We start from the raw sequence: 26,380 nt of genomic DNA, 5'->3' as shown, positions 1-26,380 counted from the left end.
CGCTAGCATAGGGTTGAATTTGCAAGGTTTCTACACTAAATATACGGAATCTGGCAAATAAAAACAAGAGAATACGAAATTAACTATTTGAAATTCAGTTAAATAGACCCTTTTTAAGGGCTAACTACATAATCTGATTTTATCTCACGGAATGAATCACTTTTTGAGTCTTGCTTTTGTGAACCAGTAATCATGATTTGGGACATGATTGCAGCACCAGCACTTGTACCAGAAATGGTCGCACCATCACGATAGGCCTCATGCATAGCTTCGTATAATTTAGAATCGCGAACAATCTCCATAAATTTATTTTGATCGCCACCCGTTACATAAATCAATCGGGCATTTTTCACGGAATCGATCCAATTTGTATTGTTATTGGCTTGTTCTTTTGTGAAATTAAAACTTACAATTTTATTGTTAGAGAATTCAGAAATCTGTTTACTGATATATGCAATAGATTCTTCAGGTACACTTGTTGCCATGGGTAATATTACTATATAATCCGTCGAACTTAATTCTGATGTTTCCACTAAATCTTCTATTAAAGCTGATGATCTTTCTCCACCGCCTATAATGAATAATTTACCCTTCTGCGCATGAGCTAAAGACACACACATTATCAGGAGAGGCAATAAAAATCCAATTATACTTACTCTTGCCATTCGATTATTTATAAATGTAAATTGATATATTACCCTTTTCATCCAAAGTTCCGCGGTACATCCCCGAAGTATTGAACTCCATCGCTACTTTTCCATTTTTATCTAAAGAGATGATACCTCCGTCTCCACCAAGTTTCCCAATTTCTTCAATTACTTGCTTGGTAGCATCAACCACTGATAACCCTTTTAATTCAATAAGGTTAGAAACGCGATGTGCAGCTACTTCCCGTATATAAAATTCACCCCAACCTGTACATGAAATTCCAGCCGTAGCATTATTACAATAGGTACCTGCACCAATAATTGGAGAATCGCCTACACGGCCATAGCGCTTATTGGTCATACCTCCCGTTGATGTTCCCGCAGCTAAATTCCCTTTCAGATCTAAAGCAACAGCTCCTACAGTTCCGAATTTTTTATCTTCGCTAGTTACCCCTGCAATCATACTTTCACGAGGATCAAAGTTATAAGCAGCTCTGCCCTCTTCCTCCTCCTTTTTTGTACGTTCTAATTGTTTCCAACGTTCCTTCGTGTAAAAATAAGAAGGAGATACCGTATCACAGCCCTGAGATAACGCAAAGAGTTCTGCACCTTTGCCTACCATCATCACATGCTCAGATTTCTCCATCACAGCACGTGCTGCATTAATTGGATTTTTTAGTGTTGATACACCAGCAACAGCACCTGCCTTCAAAGTAGCGCCATCCATTATTGAAGCATCCAATTCATTTTTACTTTCATTTGTGAATACAGCTCCCTTACCTGCATTAAATAATGGAGAATCTTCTAAGACATTAACTGCTGCTTGAACTGCATCTAATGCTTCTTTCCCTGATTTTATCTCATCATAGCCTTTTTGCAGTGCCATTGTCAATGCTTCATGATACAATCTCTCTTTTTCAGGAGTCATATGCTTCTTTTCTATCGTTCCAGCACCACCATGAATTACCAAAACGATCTTATTATCATTTTCGCTCTCGTGAGTTTTAAAATTACAACCATAAAATGATTGAATTATAAAACCTATAATCACATGTTTTAAAATACCTTTCATATATATAATCGTTTATTGAACCGATTTCCAACCACCCGCAACCACGGACCACCAAGCACTTTTATATAAGGATGAACTTTGAGGTTGGAATGTATTCATATTAAATTTATTGTTGCTTTCTGTACCTGAAACAGAAAATACTTGTAATGCTTTTCCGGAATGATCCCAAGTTAGTGGAACACCGCTCACAACCGATTCTGGCTGTTTCGTAATATCTGATTTAACAAAAAAAGCATTGTTAGACCCAAAAACTTCAGCGACTCCGTTTTCATCAATACATACTGCGGTACGTTCATCTACCGCAATCGCATTAGCTGCCTTTCCCCAATCTTTCAATATTCTAGAAAGAAATACGGTCAATCTGCCCTCTCTATTTCGCTGTGCGAAATGCTGATCTGTAATAATGTTACTCATAAATCGTGCTTTTAGAAAATCATCTTTTCCCAAAGACACCTTTGTATTATAAGGATTACTTAGCGCTTCATCAGAATCTACTCCTCCGCGATCAGCTCCGAAATAATAATTACCCAGAATGGCTGCCCCCGCACTTGTTCCTCCAACAGGTACTTTTTTATCAGCAAGTAGATAATTAATCGCTTGCATAACTTTTGTGCCCTTCCAATAGCCCACATAATCAGCCTGATCGCCTCCTGCAATAAAGAGCATCTCCGCATTTCTAATGATAGCAGCAACACGATCATCATCGGCCAATTTGCGCGAATCAATTTTTAGCGTCTCCACTGAATTCACTTTACCTAGACGATTTACATAATCGTTGTAGGCATTTGTTCCAGTTGCACGGATAATAACTACGTCACCACCTCCACTACGGTCGATCATCCACTTGAAAGCTGCATCAACATCGGTACTACCTCCCATAATGACCACACCTCCTTTAGTAATTGTCTTTACATCAGTAGTGTCTCCTAATATACCTAACGATGACGGACGTGCTAATGGTGAAGTTGGTTTGGGTGCATTGGGGTCAAATGGATTCGGTAGTTCCTTATTACCACAACTAGTAAATCCATACAACAATGCTATAATCCCTACTAATTTTATCATGTTAATCCTTTCCGTATTTTGGATTTTGAACCATGTTTTTGTTTACAGCCATCTCGTCATTTGGAATTGGGAAACAGTATTGTGCCGCCGTAGGTTCTAATTTTACAGCACTAGAAGTATTTGCCGCATCTTGGGTTAATCGCTCCACCGGAAGCTTTAAGCGTTTTAAATCATAAAAACGATGTCCCTCAAAAGCTAATTCTTTAAATCTTTCGTTGTAAATATTTTCTAATAAAATCTGCTTCGATGAGAAAGTCTGATTCACATAGTTATGAATACGTTCTCTACGTAATGAATTAAGATCATTTGCAGCATTTGTTAATCCTGTAGCACTATTACTTTCGGCCTCAGCTTCTGCCCTGATCAAAACCATTTCTCCTGTACGGAAAATTTTAACATCTGTCAAACCTGGATTTGTGGTATTTCCACCAATATATTTATTCACCAAATATTGTGATTTGATACTTGGAGAAGGACCAACACGTGAAGGATCATCTTTAATATATGCAGCGTAACGAATATCATCTGTCTTATTGAAGGTATTAATTAATTTAGAAGATGGCGCATATAAAACTATTCCACCAGCTTCTCTATAAAACGCAGCTCCAAGACGAGAATCTCCGATCACTCTCGCCAATTTCCAAACAACCTCTGAATTACTTTTGTCTTCCCAAATTTTTAGAAAATCATTTTTAGGCGCCAGAGGCTCTGCTGAGATTACTTCAGACGCATACTTAATTGCATCTGACCAATTCTTTGCATATAATGCAACTCGTGCCTGAATTGCAGATATAGCTGTTTTAGTAATTCGTATATTCTCTGTAAAAGATGTTGGCATTAAATCTTTTGCAGCATGTAGATCTGCATTGATATCCTCATAATTGGATTTGACAGTTGGTCGAGCAGGATAACCTAATGCTCTTGCCTTCATATACGGAACCCCCATTCCCTCTGCATCATACGAAGAAGCATATCCTCTCAACAGTTCAAAATGACTGTATGCCCGCAAAGCCAACAGTTCTGCCTCATATTGATTTTTTAAAATTTGATTATTTCCTGTTACCGTAATATTTGGTAATGCTTCAAGGACATGGTTAACACGATCAATTACAACATAATATTCATTCCATGCAGAAGTTACAGATCCATAGCTAGAGTTATACATCCAACGGTGTAAAGCAGTGTTTGAAACTGTATTTTCTGTTGGCAACAATACTTCATCTGATACAATTGCACCTGCTTCCAACAAAGTCGTTGAAAGTGGAGCATAAGCTCCTAAAACGCCCATATTTACATCGTCCAAATTTCGGAATGCTTTGCTTGGATCAATACTATCTGTTGGCGCCATATCTAATTTATCACATGATTGGAGACTTAGTCCAATTAATGATAAAACAATACATATATTTTTTCTGATACTTATCATACGTTTAATTTTATTAGAGTGTGCCTAGCTTAGAAGTTAACATTAATACCAATTGTATACTTACGTGCATTTGGATATTCAAAACGTCCATATTGACGATTATTTTCAGGATCCAAACCGCGCCAATTAGCCCATGTGAATAAATTCTCTCCTTGTGCAAATATGGCTGCTGATCTAAATACAGTTTGTTTAAATAGTGTCCCTGGTATATTGTAATTCAATTTCAAATTACGTAAACGCATAAATGCTGCATCCTGAATATCCTTGGAAGTAAAATTCCTTGGAATATCTATTCGCTGTAGTGTAGCTATATCTCCTGGCTTCTTCCATCTATCATAAAGCATTCGTTTGCTCTGATTGCTGGTCATATAGGCCTGATTTTCATTGTAAAAATCAATATTATTCCATCGTTGCACATCAGACACGAATGATAGCAAACCACTAAGTGTTAAATTTTTCCAATTGAAAGATGTAGATATACCTCCAGTAAGTTTAGGATAGAGACTCGCGTTTAATGGCACCGCCTGCTCTTCCTCATTATATACTGTTGAAATAGAGCCATCTCGATTGAAATACTGCGCTTCTCCAGTTTCAGGATTCACACCAGCCCATTGTGGAGCATAATACGTTCCATAAGGTAACCCGACTTTTATAATACGCGTATCACCATCAGGCAATTCATCCGTAATATCAGTTACGCGTAAAATTTGATTGTTATTATATCCACCATTAACCCCTACAGTCCATGTGAATTCCTCTTTTTTGATAATGTCAGCTGAGATTTTTAATTCTACACCACGATTTCTCATTTTACCCGTACTCAATAAAGCTGAAGCAGCACCTGATGTAGCAGACAAAGGCTGTTCAATAAACATATTTTTGGTAATACGGTTATACCAATCGAATTCAATATTCACTCGTCTACTTTCGAATAATGACAAATCAAATCCTGTATTGAATTCATCCACATATTCCCAATCGAAGTCTGGATTACCAATATTATTCGGACGAATACCTTGCTGCCCTCCATAACTTGTAGTTACTCCGTAAGTAGGCAGATAGGCAAAACTACTACCAAATGGACTTGCTGTTTGTCCGAAACTTGCTCTGATTCTTAAATCTGAAAATAGGCTTGACGATTGAAGGAATTCTTCACGCTTTACATCCCACATTGCCCCCAATGAATAGAAACCATGCCAGCGATTTTTGTCTGGAACAGATGATAGTGAAGCTCCGTCATAGCGGTAACTACCTGTAAAAGTATATTTATTGGCATAGGTATAACGCGCAGCACCAATGTAAGACATCAAAGCACTTGCGCTACGACTTCCACTTAGTGTTGGCAGGAATGTTGTACTTACAGTGATAGCTGCTGGTGTCTCAGGAAGTCTATCATCAAGTCCAAAACCTCGGTAGCTAAATGCTCTATAGTTGTCAAAAAGATATTCGAAGAAACCCGAAAGTTCAAAATCGTGAGCTTCGATTTCTTTTTTGTAAGTCAACCCAGATGTAGATACAAAATTAAAATTACGTCTATATCCTTCTCCAAAAGCTCCCTTCTGTCCAGATTAACGACTACCTATATAAGATGATGGATTGATAAATACCTGATCTTCAGAATTTCTCAAATCAAGACCAGCACGAGTACTTATTTTCAAACTTGGTGTAATAGCATAAGCCATATTAAAACCTATAATAGCTTTAATTTGTTGAGTTTTATCAGACGTACCAAACAAAACGTCCAATCCTCTACTTCCTTCACGCGAATCCAAGAAAGTAATTTCTTCATTAGTCGCATGGAATGCCCCATCTGCAGTATAAGGATACTCATAAGGTAAACCATAATAGACAGAAGCCATTGGGGTTCCCACGCTTGTTCCTCCCTCATTATATGTAAATCTAGAGTTAGAATATCCCAAGTTCAAGTTGAATGCCGCTGAGAACTTTCCGTAATTCATATTCGTATTGCTACGTAAAGTATAACGATCCATGCCCGTTTCACGAACAATCCCCTCCTCCTTCCAATAACTCAACGCATTGTAGGTTTGCACATTTTCATTTCCTCCACTTAAGTTTACTTGTTGCTCCATGAAATTGGCATTTTGAAAAAATAAATCACGCCAATCTGTGTTCACATTTCGTAAACTATCCAACGTCCTATCTGCATTTTGTTGCCAGCTCGATGATTGCGTATTGTAATATGGATTACGTGAAGAAAATCTCCATCCTGGACCTATATCTTTTCCAGTTTCTAAACCTACCTCTTCTTCGAATCTAAGACGTTCACGACCATCCATCATCTCAAAATTAGGACGTGTAAGCTTTGATGTTCCGTATTGAGAGCTATAATTTATCGCTAGACGACCTTGTTTACCTTTTTTTGTCGTAATTATAATTACACCATTTGATCCTCTAGAACCATATAAGGCTTTTGCAGAGGCATCCTTTAATACGTTCACGGATTCTATATCTTGTGGATTAATGGTTTGAAAATAACCTCCCTCAATAGGAACGCCATCCATAATATATAATGGTGTAGTAGAACCACTAATAGAACCTATTCCACGAATAACCACAGCAGCACTTTGACCTGGTTGTCCGGAACTTGAAATAACACTCATTCCTGCTACTTTTCCCTGAAGTATCTGATCTAAAGAACTCATTGGAACTTGATTAATATCATCAGCCTTAACGAGTGATGCTGCACTTGGGCTTTTACCTTTTGAATAATCAGTATATCCCGTTATTGTCACTTCTTCAATTAAATTATCTATAGATTGTAATATAATTTGAAGATTGGTATTGTTTGACACCTTTATTGTTTTAGGCTCATAAGATAAATGAGATATAATAAGTTCGTCGCCAATTGCAGCGTTTATACTGAATTCCCCCAGTACAGATGTTAAAGTCTTGCCACTTTTACCTTTTACTTCAATAGAAACTCCAGGAATTGCATTACCATGAACATCTAATACAACCCCTTTTACTACTAGTTGCTGTTGAGAAATATGATATTTAGATAAGGGTGATAAGGGTGATAAGGGTGAATTGGTTTGGTTAGCATGAACATTCAAAGAAGACATCAAAAACAGTCCACACATTGAAAGTCCTAATGGAACTTCTCCCAGAATGGGTTTAAACCCACTCCTAATAAAAAAAATACTCTTCATAAGATTAAGTTGGTAGTGTTTACTTTGCTAATCTAGTATTTTTATTAAAAATATTATAAATTAAATCTTACTATATAATATAAATGCTCCTTTTGAAATCAAAAGGAGCATTTATATTATATTTTATTTCAAACTTTACTTATTCATTAACAAATAAGCTTTAAAATCGTCAAAGCTTACTGCTAAAGGCTCTGCTAATTTTGGCTTTCCTGCTAACTCTTCAGCTCCTGCTGGATAAATTACTTTTTCGAAAATATCAGCATCGATTCCCTCTGGAAATTTGCACGGATGTGCTGTTGATAAGAAAATAGAAGCATACTCTCCTGAATTTTCAGCTTTATATGCTTTCGCCGCTAAATACGCTATTGCTGTATGTGGACAAGCTACATAATTGTATTTCTCAAACAATTCACGCATCGCGACTTGTGTTGCAGCATCATCATAAGTATATGATGAAATGATGCTACGCAATTTCTCTAATTCATTATCAAATAAATCCTGAATACGCATCCAATTGCTTGGATTACCCACGTCCATAGCATTGGCTAAGGTCTGAACAGAAGGTTTGGGTTCATAAGTGCCAGATACTAAGAAACGTGGAACAGTATCGTTGACATTTGTACCTGCTACAAAATGTTTCACGGGCAACCCCATTTTATAAGCTAATAGACCCGCACCAATATTACCAAAGTTTCCGCTAGGAACAGTAAACACAACTTCATTGATACCTTGTGATTTCAATTGCGCATATGCCCAGAAATAATAAAAAGTTTGTGGGATAAGTCGTGCAATATTGATAGAGTTAGCTGATGTCAATCGCAGTTCAGCATTTAATTCGTCATCATTGAACGCTTGCTTCACTAAAGCTTGGCAATCATCAAACGTACCATCTACTTCTAAAGCACGAATATTTTGACCATTGGTCGTCAATTGCTCCTCTTGTACTTTGGAAACTTTTCCTTTTGGATATAAAATCGTCACGCGTGTGCCTTCTACTCCCAAAAAACCCGAAGCAACAGCACCACCCGTATCACCCGAGGTTGCTACTAACACGTCCAACAATTTATCGCCGTCTTTAGAAAAATACCCCATCACACGACTCATAAAACGTGCTCCAAAATCTTTGAATGCATAAGATGGACCATGAAATAATTCCAAAACGCCTGTTTCAGCATCTAAAAATTTCACAGGTGCATCAAAATTAATCGCATCTTCAACAATTTTCTTTAGATTTTCTTTAGGAATATCATCGCCAATCAAAGCAGAAGCCACTGTCAACGCTATCTCTTGCAATGAATATTGTTGGATATTCTTGATAAATAAAGGATCTAAAGTCGGTATCACCTCTGGCATATACAAGCCTTTGTCCTGAGGCAAGGAATTGAATACCGCATCCTGAAAGGATACGCGTAAATCTTTATTATTTGTACTGTATAGTTTCATAATTTGTTAGTCGTTAAATGGTAATACTTTCGGACCTTCTACATTCACTGCCGAAACATATTTAAAGCTTTCAATGCCATTTACAGAAAGGTGCTCTTGAATTTTTGTTGTAACAATTTCAGCTACTTCTTTGCCTTTTGAAACCGCAACAACAGAAGGACCTGAACCTGAAATACCAAAGCTCAGTGCCCCATTTGATAAGGCTATTTCTTTCATTGCATAGAACTCAGGAATCAAAATAGCACGAGATGGTTCAATAATCACATCGTGCATACTTCTACTTATTAGTTCGTAATCAGATTGAAATAATCCAGCTACTAAGCCCGCGATATTTCCCCATTGGGTCACGGCATCTTTCAAATGAACTTTGTCCTTAATCAATTGTCGTGCATCACGCGTCGGAACATCTACTTGAGGAAATACTATCCCCGCGTACAATTCGTTCGGAACAGGAATTTTAACAATATCCAAATCAGAACCTCCGCGAACTAGCGTAATACCTCCAATCAAAGCTGGCGCAACATTGTCCGCATGACCATGCCCACATGCCAAACGCTCCCCTTCCACACAGTATGGCATCAATTCATCTTTAGTCAATGGATTGCCAAGCAACGCATTTATAGCAAACAAACCTGCAACCGTACTTGCCGAACTTGAGCCTAAGCCCGATCCAATAGGCATATGTTTTATTAATTCAATCTCAACACCAATATCTTGCAAAATACCCAAGTCGATCAGTAGCATCTTCACACAAGCACTTACTGTATTCCTATCAGCATCTAGTGGCAATCGGCCGCCATCTCCTACAATCGAACGAACACGCACTCCTGGTTCGGATACCCGATACATTTTGACTTCGTCGCCCGGTTCATCTACTGCAAAGCCCAGAATATCGAATCCGCAAATCATATTGGCAACTGTAGCAGGTGCAAATACACGAACTTTGTCTTTGATAGCATCAAAATCTATCTTTTTATCCTTTAAATTATTTTGATAAACAGGCATATAATCTGTTTTAGTTCTTTCTAATTATTTAGCACCTACGTTTACTAGATCAGCAAATACGCCACCTGCAGTTACTTCCGCACCCGCACCAGGACCCTTTACTACCAATGGACGTTCTTTGTAACGCTCTGTTGTGAATGAAATAATATTATCACTTCCGGATAATGCGTAGAATGGATGTGTTTCATCTACCATTTGCATCGAAATAGCGACTTTACCGTCTTCCAGCTTTCCGATGTAACGAATTACTTTATTTTCTGAAGCTGCTTTTTCTTTCAAATCATTGAAATATTGGTCAGCTTTCAATAATTCTGTATAGAATTCATCCACTGAATCAGCTTTCAAACATGATTCGGGTAAGATAGCACCTAAATCAACATCCGAAGCTTCTATCACATGTCCTGCGTCACGAGCTAAAATAAGCATCTTACGCATAAAATCTACACCACCTAAATCGTCTCGCGGATCTGGCTCGGTGTAACCCAATGCCTGCGCATTTTTTACCACATCGTAGAATGATGCATCGCCTACAAAATTGTTAAAGATATACGAAATCGTTCCTGAAAGAATAGCTTCGATTTTTAAGATTCTATCACCACTCAACATCAAATCTTTTAACACTCGAACGATTGGCAAACCAGCACCTACGTTTGTTTCATAGAAGAAGTCTACACCATGTTTACGCGCTGTATCACGCAACAATTTATAGTTAGCATACTCTCCAGAGTTTGCGATTTTATTACATGTAACAATAGAAATATTAGACTTAAATATATCAACGTAATACGTTGCAGGCAATTTACTTGCTGTGTTGTCAATAAAAACTGCATTCGGCAAATTCATGTTTTTCATGATTTCTACAAAACTAGACAAATCAGCTACTTGACCGTTTTCGTTCAGATTTTCGTTCCATGAAGCTAAATCAATGCCATTGGCATCAAATAGCATTTTGCGAGAATTAGCAATACCGACAACTTTAATCTCTAAATCATTTTTCTCCGATAAGAAATCGTGCTGCTCAGCCAATTGCTTAAATAGAGTAGCACCAATATTTCCTGTTCCTAGGTTGAAAACGTGCAATGTTTTTTTCAATTCTGCGAAGAAAGCATCATGAACCGCATTCAATGCTTTTGCCAAATCATCTTTTGAGATAATAACAGAAATATTAAATTCTGAAGACCCTTGAGCGATAGCGCGTACATTGATACCATTACGTCCCAAAGCAGCAAACAAACGACCTGACATTCCTGGAGTACGTTTCATATTTTCACCAACGATTGCCAAGACCGAAAGATTTTGTTCTACCTCTGGCATCACCAATTTATTGGCTTCCAATTCCAACTCAAATTCATTAGAAATTAACTTCAATGCTCTTTCAGCATCGCTTGGATTTACCGCAAATGTGATACTATGCTCAGATGAAGATTGTGTTATCAACACGACGTTGATTTGCTCACGCGCCAACAAAGTAAAAAGACGACCTGAGAAACCTGATTTGCCAATCATTCCAGAGCCAGAAATATTTATGATCGAAATATCCGATATCGATGAGATACCTTTAATTGGATATTGCGTACAATCTGACTCAAATTGAATAATTGTGCCTGGAAATTCAGGTTCGAACGTATTGCGAATTGCAATTGGAATACGCTTCAAAAATGCGGGAATCATAGTCGGTGGGTATATAACCTTTGCTCCAAAATATGATAATTCCATTGCTTCTGTATAAGATAAGACAGGCAGCGAAAAAGCTTTTTTCACAATGCGTGGATCTGCTGTCAACATACCATTCACGTCAGTCCAGATTTCGATTACCGAAGCATTCAATACCGAACCAAATATAGCAGCTGTATAATCCGAACCACCGCGACCTAATGTAGTCACACGACCTGCCTCGTTTGAACCAATAAAACCTGTTACAAACATTAATTTGCCTTCATGAGAATGATTCAATGAATTGATTAATGATGTAGTTAGTTCCTCATTCACATGTGCATTACCAAAGTTTGAATTGGTCTTGATATAATGTGATGCGTCCACATAAATTGCATCTGAAATATATTGCTCCATTATTTTGGAAACCATATAATTAGAGAAACGTTCGCCAAATGAAACAATCAAATCTTTACTTTGTAAACTCAATTCTTTCAGCGCGTATACACCTTGCAAAATTTCTTCCAATTCATTAAGCATCAATTTCAATTTGGTGAAAACTGGATTTTGATACTTAATAGCAATAAGTTGTTTGACTACGTCAAAGTGTTTTTCTTCTAATAATTTAATGTCTTCGGTGAAAGATTTGCGTTCAGCAGCATTCTCAGCCATTTGTGTCAACAAATTTGTCACTCCAGACATTGCCGACAGAACGACTAATGGTTTCTCTCCTTTTTCAAAAGAAGATTTTACAATCTCCAATACAGATTTGATACTTTGTACTGTTCCTACAGATGTTCCTCCGAATTTTAGAACTTTCATTGGTTTAAATATGTTTAGTTTGTTTTAATCTACTACCTACAAAAAAAGCCTTCCTCTGTTGGGAGGAAGGCTTCTTAATATTTACACTCAATTGTACACACAAGTTACTTCCTCCGAGAATATGCCCCCGTAGTAATAATAATTGTTGAAATAATTGAGTTATTAATTTTCATATTTTCTAATTCTGCGACTAAGATAGAATAATTTTAATATTAAATTCAAATTTATTTTAAAAAAATAGCAAAAACCATTGTTACAATACCACCAAACAAGCAAACGGTTGCGCAAAATACTATTTTTCAATCACTTATCAACCTCAGGCTGTTAAGAAAATGTTAAAAGAACCTAAAATTATTTGGATTGTAGAGATGTATCTATTATCTTCGTATTATCTGCTCCCTGGAAAAGAGTAGATCTTAGGAAAGTTGTAATTAAAATAAAGCGATTTAATGAACACAAAAAAACTAATAGCGTCAGTGCTATTTATAGGCTTTTGTCTAGTGTCGCAAGCACAAACTACCAAAAAGAACAATGAGCAAGATAATCTTGCTAAAGAGTATTTCTCACAAATCATGGGTGTTGCTGTAAATGCTACTACTAACACTAAACTTTATCAGTTTGTTTATGATTGGTTGGGCACGCCCTATAGATTAGGTGGTGATACCAAAAGAGGAATCGATTGTTCTAAATTCTCACTTGCAGTTTACGAAAACGTATTCAATACCACAATCGGATTTAACAGTAGAAATCAATATGCAAATGTCACACCGATAAGCAAAAAAGATTTACAAGCTGGAGATTTGGTTTTCTTCAAAATTAGAAGCAGAAATATCACACATGTAGGTGTATATCTGGGAGACGACAAATTTGCACATGCCTCATCTAGTAAAGGTGTAATGGTCAGTAATCTAAACGAAGCATATTGGAAACGTTACTACTACAATGGCGGACGTCCAAAAACTGAAGACTCCCGTATAATGACTGCGGATGCTTCTATGCTAAAAGAAGAGAATTAATAGAAGAAATTATCAATAGTAGAAAGTCCGAATGATATCATGCATTCGGACTTTTTTATTTATTTTTGTCGCAATAGATTTGAATTTATGTCAGCAAAGAGAACCTTAATATTAAATAAAGAACAAATACTTCAAAAGTCTAAGCGTATTGCTTATCAAATCTTAGAAGATAATTTTAACGAGAGTCATATTGTACTCGTTGGTATTGCAGATAGAGGGTATGTATTCGCGCAGCGATTGCAAAAAATCTTGCAAGGATTTGCTCCTGATAAAGAAATCGAATTAATCAAAGTTACTATAAATAAAGAAAAGCGCTCCCTAGAAGCTTCGACAGACTTACCTGTGGAGACGGCAAATAATAAAGCTGTGGTGGTAGTAGATGATGTACTTAATAGTGGCCGAACTTTAGCTTATGCATTGGGTGCTTTTATCAACGTACCGTTAAAGAAAATGCGTACTGCTGTACTTATTGACCGTAGTCATCATCAATTTCCTGTAAACAGTGATTTTTATGGGCAAAAACTTTCTACCATACTAAAAGAAAATGTAGAAGTGTATTTGGAAGAAGTCGATAACCAAGAAGATGCAGCTTGGTTAGCATAAATAAGAAAGGGTTAATCGACGATTAACCCTTTCTTATTTTTAATTTCATACCTGGCTTTATAACTGAATTTTTCAAGCCATTATCTTCTTTTATTTTGGAGACAGTACTACCTTGAAACTGTTTTGCAATACGATCCAATGAATCTCCTTTTCGTACTACATAATAAGCTGTACGACTTTCACCAGATTTATTACTAGTGCTTTTGGAAATATTTTTAGCTAATGTAGAATTAACAGATTGGGAAACAATCAAATCACGACCTACCAAAAGACTATTATTTCGAAGACCGTTCCAAGCTTTTAAATCTTGAACAGTAACACCGAATTTTTTGGAAATACTAGATAAACTTTCACCTTTGCGCACTTTATGTTTTTGCGAAGATACACCAGCATATTGAGCTTCAGGTTCATCTTTTACAATCACATTAATTGAAGAAGGCGCGTGTAATGCAACATACAACAAGCTATCATTCAGTGAAGGAGTCACTGGAATATACAAGCGTTTAGGTTTTTCAGGTGTTCCATTGACATAGGTCTTTTTGTACGCTGGATTAAAATGCTTTAGATTTTCGACATCCAAATTAACAGCTTGAGCAACATGTCGTAGATCCACTGTATTGTTTACCAGCACCACTTTGGTTTCATAATCTAATTCTGTAGCAGCAGGTTCTATGCCATAGGCGCTAGCATTGCTCAAGACATAAGTCATAGCTACATACTTAGGGATATAATTTTGTGTTTCCTTTGGAAGAAATGGCGACAATTCCCAGAATGTAGGGTTATTCATTCCCGAACGTTGTATAGCGCGTTTGACACAGCCTCTTCCACAGTTATAGGATGCTAGAGCTAATAGCCAATCGTTAAATTGATCATAAGACTCGTTTAAATAAGTAGATACAGCATATGTCGCAGCATAAATATCTTTGCGCTCATCGACATGCGTGTTCATATCTAAATCGTAACCACGTGCTGTCGTGTAGATAAATTGCCAAGGCCCCACAGCTCCGGCGGAAGAAACCAAATGCGGATTTAAAGACGACTCTACGAGAGACAAGTACTTTATTTCCTCAGGAATTCCCATCTCTTGAAATACCTTATCGTACACTCTGAAATAATGATTACTAAGCCCATGCATACGACTCATGTAAGGCTTATAATTCGCCGAAATATATTTGTCGATAAAATACTTGACTTGGGAATTGTAATCCAAAGGAATGGTCTTCGTGGAAGCTTTCATCCGACGCAATATATGTGCATCAGCAATAGATACATCAACTTTTTCGTCTATGTGCTTGCGTATGGAGTCTAATTCTACTAATAATTCACGATGCTCATCCATTGAAGTCGCAAAAGACATTTGATTGTAGTAATCGTCGTCAATAGGATTTACCGAATAGGTTTGAGCGGTAGATGTGTGTACACTGATTATAGTGGTTAATAATACGGTGTATAATTTGTTCTTCATATTGTGCTAGTTTTTTGGATACTAGTTGGCAATATTTAGCCAATAAGGCAAAAAAACAAAGATTACATGTGGATTAATACATGTAATCTTTGCAAATATTTTTATAAATTATTTGATTTTTGTTTTTCTTCTGGCTTCTCAGTCGTGTCTTCACGCTGACCATCTTTAAATTCCTTCACACCTCTACCAAGACCGCGCATTAATTCTGGAATCTTTTTACCCCCAAATAACAAAAGAACTAATACCACGATAATGATAATCTCTTGTGTTCCTATAAATAATAAATTAGATGTATACATTTTAGTTATGCTATTTCTTTAAAATTCTTTCTCAATATGACTATTTACAAATATATAGAATTAATTGTTATTCTCGTGTAACTATCTTGCTAACCAAGGTGATGGATTAAAATCATTTTGACCTTGTGATAAACCGAAGTAAACCACTGTATAACCTAATTCAGGATCTTTATCTGCTATACCTATTTGCTGTCCGCGACTTACTTTCTGCCTTCTACGAACTGAAACAGATGACATGTTCGAATAAAAACTAAAATATTCACCATGTTTTATGACAACCACACCAGCTACAGCTTGTACAACTTCACCTTCAAATACAGCTTTAACCCCTGCACCATCAGTCGTACGAATCCCCACATCTGGAGCAGAACTTGTAATACCGTCTACCGTATATGATCCATAATTGCGGACAATATTTCCCTGCGCCACAGGCCAAGGTAAGCGCCCTCTATTCGATTTGAAATCTGCCGAAAGTCTTGCTGCTTCTGGCGTAGAACGAAGAATCTCGCTATCTGTTTTCTTAGGAGTTGCCTTTTCTACTTCTGCTACAGTTTTACCGGTACGTTTTGCTTCAGCCTCCGCTAAGCGCTTGCGTTCTGCCTCTGCTCTACGTCTTTCTTCAGCTATTTCTCTATTAATGGCCGCACGAATCAATGCCTCCATTTTTTTCTTTTCCTGTTGTTTTTTCGATAACTGCCCTTTGAAAGTACGCTCTTCTTTGACAATAGAATTTAATTGCGATTGATGTTGAGCTCTATCTTTTCTGATAATTTCACGCTCTTTTTGCTGATCCGCTAATAATCCACGTTGTGTATTGCGATCGGCTTCCATCTGCGCGATTTTCAATTCAATATCCTTTTTTACAGCTTCAATTTCAGCTGCCTTTGTTTTACGTGCATCCGAAAATTGCTGTAAATATTTGATACGCTTGAAAGCTTGGTTGAAATCTTTAGAAGCAAAAATGAACATCATTTTGTTGTATCCATTTTTGTTACGAAAAGCAAACATTATCATCTTTTCGTAGTCCTTACGCATCTTTTCTAATTCTGCTTTAAGCTCATTAACTGATTTCGTATTCTTGTTAATCTGAGATGTAAGGTTATTGACTTCTTTACTGATAACCGAAATTTTTTCTTCACGAAGATTCAGCTGTCTACTCAATGCAGAAACTTCTTTTTGCGAAAGAAGCTTTTCCTTTGTCTTCGCCAAAAGCTCTTTATTAAGATTCGCAATTTCGGAATTAATTTTCTCCAACTGCTTCTTTAGCTGCGCACTACTCTGTCCAAATGACAGATGGCTAATGAAGAAAACAAAAAATATGCTTAATAATATATGTCTAAAATTCATGAATGGAGCCCTGGCTTACTCGTTTTTGTACAACTTCCAAAAATAGTGATATCTAACTGACTTGCCTAATAAAAAGATTATTTTAACATGCAATTAATTCAAAACTTTGTATTTAGACGGCACTGTAAAAGGCATTTCCACCTCTTGATTAAATTCAATTTTATTGTAATTTAATACCGCGTTGACTTGAATCCCTGAAGAACTCAACTTTATATTTTGATTTTGAGGAAAATTATAGCCCGTCACATCATTAAATGAACTGTAAAAAGCTTCAAGGCTCTGGTTCTTTCCTACTGGCGTCAGGCGAATAACTTTTGGTCTAAATTTGCCATTTAGACTATATTGAAAAGACAAATTATTTTTTACACCTACCAATTGCACATCATCGGTAGCTTTTGCTACAGTCATTTGATCCGTACGCAATAAATCAGAGGATACATTCGCTATTAATAAATCCTGCAATACGCTAAAGCTCACGCCCTCACCCGTGTACTTATGTATAAAATTGAAAGGTTTTGCTGTGTATTCTCCCTGCAATTTATTCATTATCTTGACACTATCTGGCGTAATTAGTAATCGAGCGCCTTCAACATTTAAAAATGTCCCTGTAAGAGAAATCCAAATCGCTTTATTGCGCTGAATACGTACATGCATAGTGACGTCTTGATTCTCGTCACCTAATTCAACTTTTGCTTTGGCTCTACCCGAAAAACTATGAAAATCAAGGTTATTAATTAAATAATCAGCATTCTCATTGGGTTTAATAACCGTACTTTCTGCCCCCGAATTTGTATTCGCTACTTGCTTACGCGAACCACACGATGTCATTATAGCAACTCCTATTCCTATCGCACATATTTTATTCCACATATTTACCTTCTTTAATTTTTTGCTGAATCTTTGCAAGATTCTGATTTGATTTTTTTTCCAGCTCTAAACTCAACGCTTTCTGCCATTGAACAACGGCGTCTTTTTCTCTGTTTAGTTTACTGAGGATATCGCCATAATGCTCTAACAATACAGCAGATTTCTTATCCAACTTCACCGCCTCTTCTATCCAAGTGAGTGCTTCACTATATTTCTCTTGTTGAAATAATACCCAAGCATACGTATCTTTAAAGGTAGCGGAATTGGGTTCAAGCTCATTAGAAAGCTTTGAAAAGGTGGCTGCCTTATCCAATTCCTTTTTACGCACCGCCAAATAATAAGCATAATTATTTAATGCAGTCACATTCGTGCTATCAAGTGAAATTGCTTCCTCATAAGCGACATCGGACATACTTTCCATTTTCAATTCATGATAAAGATCCCCTAATGAGCTATAAATTAAAGAACGCAAGAAATTAGTATCATTCTCTGAATAATTCAGTGCAGTTTCTAAAAACTCTTTACTTGTATTGTAATCCAATTTTGCAGCATACGCCATGCTCGTAAAATAAAGCAGCTCCGTATTATTTGGATTGTGTTTTAATCCTTCTGCACCGTGTTTAATCGCTTCATCAGGTTGATTTAATGCCAAATCTGTATTAATCGCTAATCTCCATGCAGAAATGTATCTCGGATTTGAAGAGGCAACTTTCAAAAAAACAGAACGCGCTTCCTCTACATTACCACGCTTCCATAGCAATTCTCCCTTCAATATCTGCGCTTCTAAGACATCTGGATGGTAGGTTTCTAATAAATTCGCTAGAAGTTGTAATTTATCATCTGACAATGTTCCCTGCTCGTTCATCAACCCTACCAAAAACTTATATTTATCCCAAACCTGAACTTCTGAAGTATTAAAAGCTATTTTCAAGGCATTAAACATCGGCTCATATCTTTCCATGCTTTTATATGTATCCGCTAGATCTAAATATAACCCCTTATCACTTGTGCGTTTGATTCCACGTTCTATGGCCGCCAAAGCTTCTTTTTGCTTCCCCTCTTGCCCATTGATATACCCCAAATAACCATAAACATCTGGAATCATCGATTTGCCATCCATTTTGGCTAGCAACTTTTTTGCAGCTGGTAGATCCTCTGCATTCATATACACCTCGGCCATCACAAGATTCAACGTGTCCGAATGGCTTGAAGTAATCAATTTGGCATGCAACTTTTTAGCTTCATCCAATTGCTTATTCTCCGCATATAGAATTAACAATTCCCGACTCAATCCCTCGTGAGTAGGGAATTGTTTTTGTAGATCTAGTAATAAGGCAATACCATTTGGCAAATCTTTCCTCGCTTTATAAAGCTCTAATAGGTGATTCGCATAAAACATATTTTTATGTTTTTCATAAGCTAGCGTTGCACTTTCAACAGCCCCATCGTAATCACGCATTTGTACCAAAATCAAAGATTTGGCGTAATAAATATCAGCTACTTCTGGATATTTGACAGAAATCTCATCCAAAAGCTGTAGTCCTTCTTGAAACTTCCCCTCTCGTAATTTGCTCTCAACAGCTTTCAGCTCTTCCTTATAATTTTCATCTGTTTGCCCGTAAGCAACAATTGAAGCAACCAAGCAAATTAAAACCAAAAAATACTTACGAAATCTATATATTAATTGTATACTCATCTTAATGATTAAATATTTTCACTTTCTCTCTTTCAGACTCACTAAGGTAGTAATCTAGACTTACAAAAGAGTAAATTCTAAACTAGAAGTTTAATATTTAAAAACTTAAAAAAAGTTAAATAAAATTTTAGTGGGGATATGCTTTATTATTGAGAATAAAATCATTACCTTTGCAATCCGATTGTAGCGATTACAAGCGGTTTAAAAAAGTATTAATTAATTAAATAGAAGCAAGTGAATACGTTAAGTTACAAAACTGTCTCTGCCAACAAGAACACCGTTAACAAAGAATGGATTGTTGTTGACGCTGAAGGAGAGATCTTGGGACGATTGGCTAGTGAAATTGCGAAAGTAATTCGTGGTAAGCACAAACCATCTTTCACCCCACACGTAGACTGCGGTGATAACGTGATCGTTATTAATGCAGACAAAATCAAATTGACTGGAAACAAATTAGGCGACAAAGTATATGTTCGCTACACTGGCTACCCAGGTGGTCAACGTTTTGTTTCTCCGAAAGAATTATTGGCTAAACACCCTGAGCGCATCATCGAGAAAGCGGTACGTGGTATGTTACCTAAAAATCGTTTAGGTCGTCAGTTATTCAAAAACCTTTTTGTTTATGCTGGAACAGAGCACAAGCATGAAGCGCAAAATCCAAAACCAGTTAAATTTTAAGGAGAACAAACATGTCAACAACTAACACTTCAGGAAGAAGAAAAACTGCTGTTGCTCGTATCTACTTAGGAGCAGGTAGCGGAAACATTACCGTAAACGGTAAAGACTACAAAGAATATTTCCCAACATTGCCATTGCAATACATCGTTACTCAATCTTTATTGGTAGCGGAGTCATTAGCAAATTTTGATGTGAAAGTTAACGTTCAAGGTGGTGGAGTTAAAGGTCAAGCAGAAGCTGTGCGTTTAGCAATCGCTAAAGCATTAGTAGAACTTGATCCAGAAGTAAAACCAGCTTTACGTGCTAAAGGTTTAGTAACACGTGATGACCGTATGGTTGAGCGTAAAAAACCAGGACGCAAGAAAGCTCGTAGAAGATTCCAATTCAGTAAACGTTAATCAAAGGAGGATCAAAAAATGGCAAGAACTACTTATCAGGATTTATTGGATGCAGGTGTTCACTTTGGTCACCTTACTCGTAAATGGGACCCGAAAATGGCTAAGTACATTTTCATGGAACGCAACGGTATCCACATCATTGACTTGAACAAAACTCTTACGAAATTAGAGGAAGCTGCTTCAGCTATCAAACAAATCGTAAAATCAGGTCGTAAAGTTTTATTCGTAGCAACGAAAAAACAAGCAAAAGAAATCATCGCTCAACAAGCTAAGGCTGTAAACATGCCTTATGTTACTGAACGTTGGTTAGGTGGTATGCTTACAAACTTCGCAACAGTTCGTAAGTCTATCAAGAAAATGACTACTATTGACAAAATGCAAAAAGATGGTACATACGATGTATTGTCTAAAAAAGAGAAGTTGATGATTCAACGTGAGCGTATTAAGTTAGAAGCACTTTTAGGTGGTATCGCTGACTTAAACCGTTTACCTGCAGCTTTATTCATCATCGATGTGAAAAAAGAACACATCGCTGTAGCTGAAGCTATCAAGTTAAACATCCCTACTTTTGCGATGGTAGATACAAACTCTGATCCTACAAACATCGACTTCCCTATCCCAGCTAACGATGACGCTACTAAATCTATTAGCCTTATCGCTGGTATCATTGGTCAAGCGATCGTAGAAGGTTTGGACGAGCGTAAACGCGACAAAGAAGAAGATGCTGAAAAAGAAGCTGCTGCTGCTAAAGCTGCTGTAGACAATGGTGACGCTGATGCTTCAGGAAAACGCACTCGTAAAGCAAAAGACGTAGAATAATATTCTATATATAAAGCCGGATAGACAAGTGTAGGTTTCTGGGAGTTTCACTTCCTTACCCACGCACGTCTTTCCGGTTTTTTTGTTAAAAGAACCAAAAACTTAACAATAGCTCATCGCTTTGTTAATGACAACATTGTAATTTTATTAAAAAAGAAAATATCATGTCAGTACAAATTTCTGCATCAGATGTAAACAAATTGCGTCAACAAACAGGCGCAGGTATGATGGATTGTAAAAAAGCTTTAGTAGAAGCTAACGGTGACTTCGAAGCTGCTGTAGACTACTTACGCAAAAAAGGCGCTAAAGTAGCTGCTAGCCGTCAAGACCGTGATTCTAACGAAGGTGTTGTAATTGCTAAATCATCAGCTGATGGTAAAACTGGTATCGTAGTTGAAGTAAACTGTGAGACTGACTTCGTAGCGAAAAACTCTGATTTCGTAGCTTTCGCTGACAAAATCGCTGAAGCAGCTTTAGCTAACACTCCTGCTTCTTTAGAGGAATTGAAAGCTTTAACTGTTGATGGTAAAGTAATTTCAGAAGCTTTAATCGAGCAAACTGGTGTTATCGGTGAGAAAATCGACGTTTCTAAATTCGAAATCGTAACAGGAGACAAAGTAGTAGCTTACATCCACGGTAACTACCGTTTAGGTGTATTAGTTGGTCTTTCTGCTGACGCAGAAGGTGCTGACGAAGCTGGTAAAGATGTAGCTATGCAAATCGCTGCAATGAACCCTATCGCTATCGATAAAGATGGTGTAGATGCTAATACTATCGAGCGTGAAATCGCTATCGCGAAAGAACAAATCATCGCTGAAGGCAAACCAGCTGAAATGGCTGAGAAAATTGCTCAAGGTAAATTGAACAAATTCTTCAAAGAAACTACTTTATTGAACCAAGAGTTCGTTAAAGATTCTTCTAAAAACATCGCTCAATTCTTAGATTCAGTATCTAAAGGATTAACTGTAACTGCTTTCAAACGTGTACAATTAGGAGCATAAGTTTAGTATTAAGAACTAAATTTAGATATAACAACGCCATGCTTAGATTTAAGCATGGCGTTGTTTTTTTAGAATTAATTTTTCACGAAATGAAACTGAAAGAACATATGATTTTATTATTCTTCAGATTCCATCTTAATGGTATTCAAACTATCTGAATTTAAGCTTCAACTGATGTATTCCCGCATCTAACTTGATCTCTCTTTCGCCTGAAATATTTGCTGGCGCAAAGAAAGTTGCAGATGAATTCGGAGGAATAACAATATCATAAACAATTGATTTATTACCTTTCTTCCATTTAGAAACAATTTTCCCGTATGGTGATTCATGCGAAACTTCCGAATGTTCTAAACCTTCTGGAAAAATTGGCTTCAATATTATATGTTTAAATCCTGGTTTTGTTGGATCCGGAAGTATCCCACCTAAGGATTTAAAAAACCAACCTCCTATTTCCCCAAACATCATGTGGTTATCCGAAATATCTCTTTCAGCTTCTAAATCCCAATTTTCCAATAAAGTGGTCGCACCATTCGCAGCCCACCAACCCCAAGAAGGATATGTGTCTTGCACCGCAACTTTGTAAGCAGATTCCGCATAGCCATTATTGTTTAACGCATTTAACAACGCTTTTGCACCAAGAACTCCGACATCCAAATGGTAGTTCGTCTCTTTAACTTTTTGATTGAGATTGGCAGCCACCTTAGCAATCATTTCCTCGGGCACAACACCCCAATGCAAAGGCACGCTTAATTCTGTTTGCGTACCAGAAGCGTAAATACCAGTCTCAATATTTAAGAATTTAGCATTGATAGCATTCTTTATTTTCTCGCTGAGTGATTTATATTTTTGGAAGTCATATTCCTTTCCAAAAAGTTTAGCTGCATCGGCTAAAATCTTTGCATCCAAGTAAAAATAAACTGAAGAAGTCAACTCCAAATCAGAAGTAGATTTCACAGGCACCCAATCTCCACGACCAAAAGTCGTCAATCCATTTACACTAATTCCATTCACATAATCTACATAGCGTTTTATATTTTCATAGCAATCTTTCAACAACTCACTGTCCCCATAAAACTGGTAAATTTCCCAAGGAATAATCGCGATAGTACTCGTCCAATCCAAACCGTTTGCTGTACCATACCCCCATCCACCTGTCGGAATAATATCAGGCAATACACCATTTGGTTGTTGCTCATCACGGTGGTCCGCCAACCACTTCTCGTACACTGTAATACCATCGTAATTGTACAATGCCGTCTCAATAGCCAAATGTCCATCTCCAGTCCAGCCATTTTTTTCACGCTGTGGACAATCCGTCGGATAGCCCATAAGATTCGATAAGTACGCATTATTGGTAATCCTCCAAAGATCATTAACAAGTTGAGATGATGTATAAACAATTCCCTTTTGATTCACGTCGCTATGGACAAAATAAGCTACAAGATTTGATTCATTCATTTCAATAGGTTCAGAACTTATAACTTCCACATAGCGAAATCCCTTGTAATTAAACTTAGGCATAAATGTATCTACTTTCTTACCGCTTAGAATTAAAATATCAGTTTGAAAAGGATCTTTGTCTTTATCGCCCAAATAATACACATCAATATTCGAAAGATCCAATCTACCATTTTCATGTAGGCGTTCTCCATGCGCAATTTTCAAAATGACTCCTTCTTTTCCTTTAATCTTAATTTTAGAAATTCCCGCCATATTTTGTCCAAGGTCAAAAAGGTAAGTTTTCTCGTCAAATTTCTTCACAGAAATTGGTTTATACTCTCGGATTAATCGAATTGGAGCAATCTGTTGTGCTACAATATTACCAGAAGGAACACTGCGGTAACGGACACCTTGCCATTTCGAATCATCAAAACCCGGCTTATCCCACCCAGATTGTTCTAATCGTGCATCATAATGTTCACCCGTATAAATACTATTAGCTATAATTGGACCAAAAGAAGTTTTCCAATCGCGCTCTGTTTTAATTATTTCTTCAGAATCGTCTTCGTATACGATTCGTAGATCCAAACAAAAAGTAGGTCGTCCACGCCATGGTGCATTATGAAAATCCCACACAGCCAAAGATTGATGATTATACCAACCATTTCCCAAAATTACACCAATAGCATTATTACCCTTTTGTAAATCCGATGTCACATCATGCGTGACATATAATGTTCTTTTATCGAATCTGGTATACATGGGGTCTAAAAAATGATCACCAACTCGCTGACCATTAACCGATAGTTCATACAATCCTGCTACCGCAATATAAGCTCGCGCTGATTTAATCTTTTTATTAACTGTGAATTGCTTGCGGAAATAAGGTGCTGGTTTGAAATGAATGTCATGATGATCACTAATCCAAGCTCCCTTCCAACTTTTTGTCGACAGCATTCCCATTTCGAAAGATGCAATTGAGGAAGAATGCTGCTTTCCATCCTTATCCCAAGAAACTACTTTCCAAAAGTATCGCGATTGTGGTGCTAAGCTTTTACCATTATACTTTACCAAAATGTCAGATTGATACACTTTCTCCGAATCCCAATACAGGTTTTCATTTTGAGTTAAAGAAATCGAATCAGTACTAACAAGAATTTGATAAGCCTTCTGTATCGCCCCTATTCTATTATCATTTATCTTCCATGAAAATCGAGGATGAGTATTATCAATACCTACAGGATTTATCAAATGTTCGCATTTAAGGTCAATTGGCTTACCGTTTGGAATTCGATTACTTGCAAGTAAACTTTGATGATAGATCAATGCAAATATAATAGCAAAGAATGTTTTCATAAAAAGGTAGATATTGTAAATCCAATAATTGAGCGTTAAACGTCTCAATAGCTAAATTATCAGAAAGATAAGGTTTTCAGACGATAGTTATTAATTTTCATTCAATACGTTCTTCAAACTTCTGAAAAAATTCCAGAAGCATAAAAAAAGAAGGTAGCCTTCTAGCTACCTTCCACACACACTATTAATCAATCATGATTACAGTTAATTTTTAGGCTTCTTGCTGTTCAAGAATTCCCATTCATGGATTTGAGAAATTTGATGTTCTTTTAATTGAATTTCTTTAAACTTTTCGATTATATCAGGATGCAAGTTTGCCAAATCTTTCGTTTCGGATCTATCGTCTTTAAGTTTGAAGAGTAGCCATGGACTGCTTATATCTTTACGTACATTCACACGTACTCCTATCCAATCTCCCGTACAAATAGCGACTTGAACTCCATTTTCTGGATACTCATACCTAGATTTTGACCTATTTCTGTATTATCGAGATAAAATTCTGTCCTAAGTTTGAACACTTCCTTCATCTTAGGCGGCATCTTTTCAAACTCACTAGAGATTAACTGCTGAATATCTTTTCACGAATAAGAAAATCAGTTCCATTAGAAACGATGTTGAAAAATTCATCTTTCGAATTGATATATCGATCGAATACTTTTTTCTTTCTAAAATAATCCAAGACTTTATTCAGTGAAGCCTTATAGAGAAAACTTTTTAGAGAAACCGAAATGATATGCCTTCTCCCTTGCTCCCACAACCACGAAAATACATCATGTACTATATTTTAAGCATCTTCATGATTATCCACTTTCTTTAGAACAAAAATGTACAGCAACGAATTATATCATATGTATATCTCATCAAAAGCATGCGAATCCCCTTTGATAAACAAATGATAAAGGTCATTATCACTCATATTAAGGTGCCGGTACTAACTCCCTCAATATCTGTTTCTGATAAAAGCTCTGATTTATCGTTAATCTTAAAACAAACTAGATAGAACTGTTATCAGCAATACAGATGAAAAGTCACGTGCCGAAGCTCCCGATTTAGTAATAAAATTTACTGCCGATAAAAACCGAAAAAAGAACT

General features: G+C 36.8%; 21 protein-coding genes. 6 read left to right on the top strand and 15 right to left on the bottom strand.

The annotated features are described in order from the left end of the window. Positions 1-113: 113 nt before the first annotated feature. The 9 genes from FLS47_RS17565 to thrA all read right to left on the bottom strand — a co-directional run bounded on the left by FLS47_RS17565 (position 114) and on the right by thrA (position 12,303). A complete protein-coding gene (locus FLS47_RS17565; RefSeq protein ID WP_188347480.1) occupies positions 114-665 on the bottom strand; it encodes a cyanophycinase in 552 nt (183 codons plus the stop codon). Between the two features lie 4 nt (positions 666-669). Beyond that, entirely contained in the window at positions 670-1,719 is a 1,050-nt protein-coding gene (locus tag FLS47_RS17560; protein WP_149915624.1) for an isoaspartyl peptidase/L-asparaginase family protein, read from the bottom strand. A gap of 12 nt (positions 1,720-1,731) precedes the next feature. Next, entirely contained in the window at positions 1,732-2,784 is a 1,053-nt protein-coding gene (locus FLS47_RS17555; protein WP_149915623.1) for a cyanophycinase, read from the bottom strand. A 1-nt stretch (position 2,785) separates the two neighbouring features. Further along, positions 2,786-4,210 (bottom strand): RagB/SusD family nutrient uptake outer membrane protein, encoded by a 1,425-nt coding sequence (locus FLS47_RS17550; protein ID WP_149915622.1) that lies wholly within the window; start codon positions 4,208-4,210, stop codon positions 2,786-2,788. 29 nt (positions 4,211-4,239) lie between these two features. Further along, positions 4,240-5,712 (bottom strand): SusC/RagA family TonB-linked outer membrane protein, encoded by a 1,473-nt coding sequence (locus tag FLS47_RS17545; RefSeq protein ID WP_149915621.1) that lies wholly within the window; start codon positions 5,710-5,712, stop codon positions 4,240-4,242. A 66-nt stretch (positions 5,713-5,778) separates the two neighbouring features. Next, entirely contained in the window at positions 5,779-7,380 is a 1,602-nt protein-coding gene (locus FLS47_RS17540; protein ID WP_149915620.1) for a TonB-dependent receptor plug domain-containing protein, read from the bottom strand. 135 nt (positions 7,381-7,515) lie between these two features. After that, positions 7,516-8,823, bottom strand: coding sequence for a threonine synthase (gene thrC / locus FLS47_RS17535; protein ID WP_149915619.1), 1,308 nt, complete (start codon positions 8,821-8,823; stop codon positions 7,516-7,518). Between the two features lie 6 nt (positions 8,824-8,829). Next, positions 8,830-9,828, bottom strand: a complete 999-nt coding sequence (locus tag FLS47_RS17530; RefSeq protein WP_149915618.1) for a homoserine kinase — start codon at positions 9,826-9,828, stop codon at positions 8,830-8,832. Between the two features lie 24 nt (positions 9,829-9,852). Further along, positions 9,853-12,303, bottom strand: a complete 2,451-nt coding sequence (gene thrA, locus FLS47_RS17525) for a bifunctional aspartate kinase/homoserine dehydrogenase I (protein ID WP_149915617.1) — start codon at positions 12,301-12,303, stop codon at positions 9,853-9,855. Between the two features lie 449 nt (positions 12,304-12,752). Here thrA and FLS47_RS17520 point away from each other — a divergent pair, with 449 nt between their 5' ends. After that, complete coding sequence (locus FLS47_RS17520; protein ID WP_149915616.1) at positions 12,753-13,319, top strand: C40 family peptidase; 567 nt, start codon at positions 12,753-12,755, stop codon at positions 13,317-13,319. An 87-nt stretch (positions 13,320-13,406) separates the two neighbouring features. Beyond that, positions 13,407-13,922: a phosphoribosyltransferase family protein gene (locus FLS47_RS17515; protein ID WP_149915615.1), complete on the top strand. Its 516-nt coding sequence runs from the start codon at positions 13,407-13,409 to the stop codon at positions 13,920-13,922. A 22-nt stretch (positions 13,923-13,944) separates the two neighbouring features. On the opposite strand, the gene FLS47_RS17510 is transcribed toward FLS47_RS17515, so the two are convergent. The 5 genes from FLS47_RS17510 to FLS47_RS17490 all read right to left on the bottom strand — a co-directional run bounded on the left by FLS47_RS17510 (position 13,945) and on the right by FLS47_RS17490 (position 19,596). Continuing rightward, on the bottom strand, positions 13,945-15,387 hold the full coding sequence (locus FLS47_RS17510) for a LysM peptidoglycan-binding domain-containing protein (RefSeq protein WP_149915614.1): 1,443 nt from the start codon (positions 15,385-15,387) through the stop codon (positions 13,945-13,947). A 101-nt stretch (positions 15,388-15,488) separates the two neighbouring features. Then, positions 15,489-15,686 carry a twin-arginine translocase TatA/TatE family subunit gene (locus FLS47_RS17505; RefSeq protein ID WP_149915613.1) on the bottom strand — a complete coding sequence of 66 codons (198 nt, stop codon included), beginning with the start codon at positions 15,684-15,686 and terminating at the stop codon, positions 15,489-15,491. Between the two features lie 81 nt (positions 15,687-15,767). Beyond that, on the bottom strand, positions 15,768-17,033 hold the full coding sequence (locus FLS47_RS17500) for a murein hydrolase activator EnvC family protein (RefSeq protein ID WP_149915612.1): 1,266 nt from the start codon (positions 17,031-17,033) through the stop codon (positions 15,768-15,770). 93 nt (positions 17,034-17,126) lie between these two features. Further along, entirely contained in the window at positions 17,127-17,903 is a 777-nt protein-coding gene (locus FLS47_RS17495; RefSeq protein ID WP_149915611.1) for a DUF4292 domain-containing protein, read from the bottom strand. Further along, entirely contained in the window at positions 17,893-19,596 is a 1,704-nt protein-coding gene (locus FLS47_RS17490) for a tetratricopeptide repeat protein (protein WP_149915610.1), read from the bottom strand. The genes FLS47_RS17495 and FLS47_RS17490 overlap by 11 nt, the downstream gene beginning before the upstream one ends. 234 nt (positions 19,597-19,830) lie before the next feature. Here FLS47_RS17490 and rplM point away from each other — a divergent pair, with 234 nt between their 5' ends. The 4 genes from rplM (at position 19,831) to tsf (ending at position 22,492) form a co-directional block, all read left to right on the top strand. Beyond that, the gene (gene rplM, locus FLS47_RS17485) at positions 19,831-20,274 is read left to right on the top strand and encodes a 50S ribosomal protein L13 (RefSeq protein ID WP_149915609.1); all 444 of its coding nucleotides are present in this window, start codon (positions 19,831-19,833) and stop codon (positions 20,272-20,274) included. A gap of 11 nt (positions 20,275-20,285) precedes the next feature. Then, positions 20,286-20,672 carry a 30S ribosomal protein S9 gene (gene rpsI / locus FLS47_RS17480; protein ID WP_149915608.1) on the top strand — a complete coding sequence of 129 codons (387 nt, stop codon included), beginning with the start codon at positions 20,286-20,288 and terminating at the stop codon, positions 20,670-20,672. An 18-nt stretch (positions 20,673-20,690) separates the two neighbouring features. Next, on the top strand, positions 20,691-21,491 hold the full coding sequence (gene rpsB / locus FLS47_RS17475; RefSeq protein ID WP_149915607.1) for a 30S ribosomal protein S2: 801 nt from the start codon (positions 20,691-20,693) through the stop codon (positions 21,489-21,491). 164 nt (positions 21,492-21,655) lie between these two features. Then, the gene (gene tsf, locus FLS47_RS17470) at positions 21,656-22,492 is read left to right on the top strand and encodes a translation elongation factor Ts (protein WP_149915606.1); all 837 of its coding nucleotides are present in this window, start codon (positions 21,656-21,658) and stop codon (positions 22,490-22,492) included. A gap of 150 nt (positions 22,493-22,642) precedes the next feature. On the opposite strand, the gene FLS47_RS17465 is transcribed toward tsf, so the two are convergent. Next, the gene (locus FLS47_RS17465) at positions 22,643-25,288 is read right to left on the bottom strand and encodes an alpha-L-rhamnosidase (RefSeq protein ID WP_149915605.1); all 2,646 of its coding nucleotides are present in this window, start codon (positions 25,286-25,288) and stop codon (positions 22,643-22,645) included. Positions 25,289-26,380: the final 1,092 nt, after the last annotated feature.

It is taken from the genome of Sphingobacterium cavernae (genome assembly GCF_008520265.1).
GTDB classification, from domain to species: Bacteria; Bacteroidota; Bacteroidia; order Sphingobacteriales; family Sphingobacteriaceae; genus Sphingobacterium; species Sphingobacterium cavernae.
Note: the sequence above shows the minus strand (reverse complement) of the source record. Positions and strands in the feature narration are given on the sequence as shown.

Coding starts and splice junctions, on each gene's coding strand:
- FLS47_RS17565 (WP_188347480.1), bottom strand. CDS start 665: ATGGCAAGAGTAAGTATAATTGGATTTTTATTGCCTCTCCTGATAATG.
- FLS47_RS17560 (WP_149915624.1), bottom strand. CDS start 1,719: ATGAAAGGTATTTTAAAACATGTGATTATAGGTTTTATAATTCAATCA.
- FLS47_RS17555 (WP_149915623.1), bottom strand. CDS start 2,784: ATGATAAAATTAGTAGGGATTATAGCATTGTTGTATGGATTTACTAGT.
- FLS47_RS17550 (WP_149915622.1), bottom strand. CDS start 4,210: ATGATAAGTATCAGAAAAAATATATGTATTGTTTTATCATTAATTGGA.
- FLS47_RS17540 (WP_149915620.1), bottom strand. CDS start 7,380: ATGAAGAGTATTTTTTTTATTAGGAGTGGGTTTAAACCCATTCTGGGA.
- thrC (WP_149915619.1), bottom strand. CDS start 8,823: ATGAAACTATACAGTACAAATAATAAAGATTTACGCGTATCCTTTCAG.
- FLS47_RS17530 (WP_149915618.1), bottom strand. CDS start 9,828: ATGCCTGTTTATCAAAATAATTTAAAGGATAAAAAGATAGATTTTGAT.
- thrA (WP_149915617.1), bottom strand. CDS start 12,303: ATGAAAGTTCTAAAATTCGGAGGAACATCTGTAGGAACAGTACAAAGT.
- FLS47_RS17520 (WP_149915616.1), top strand. CDS start 12,753: ATGAACACAAAAAAACTAATAGCGTCAGTGCTATTTATAGGCTTTTGT.
- FLS47_RS17515 (WP_149915615.1), top strand. CDS start 13,407: ATGTCAGCAAAGAGAACCTTAATATTAAATAAAGAACAAATACTTCAA.
- FLS47_RS17510 (WP_149915614.1), bottom strand. CDS start 15,387: ATGAAGAACAAATTATACACCGTATTATTAACCACTATAATCAGTGTA.
- FLS47_RS17505 (WP_149915613.1), bottom strand. CDS start 15,686: ATGTATACATCTAATTTATTATTTATAGGAACACAAGAGATTATCATT.
- FLS47_RS17500 (WP_149915612.1), bottom strand. CDS start 17,033: ATGAATTTTAGACATATATTATTAAGCATATTTTTTGTTTTCTTCATT.
- FLS47_RS17495 (WP_149915611.1), bottom strand. CDS start 17,903: ATGTGGAATAAAATATGTGCGATAGGAATAGGAGTTGCTATAATGACA.
- FLS47_RS17490 (WP_149915610.1), bottom strand. CDS start 19,596: ATGAGTATACAATTAATATATAGATTTCGTAAGTATTTTTTGGTTTTA.
- rpsI (WP_149915608.1), top strand. CDS start 20,286: ATGTCAACAACTAACACTTCAGGAAGAAGAAAAACTGCTGTTGCTCGT.
- rpsB (WP_149915607.1), top strand. CDS start 20,691: ATGGCAAGAACTACTTATCAGGATTTATTGGATGCAGGTGTTCACTTT.
- tsf (WP_149915606.1), top strand. CDS start 21,656: ATGTCAGTACAAATTTCTGCATCAGATGTAAACAAATTGCGTCAACAA.
- FLS47_RS17465 (WP_149915605.1), bottom strand. CDS start 25,288: ATGAAAACATTCTTTGCTATTATATTTGCATTGATCTATCATCAAAGT.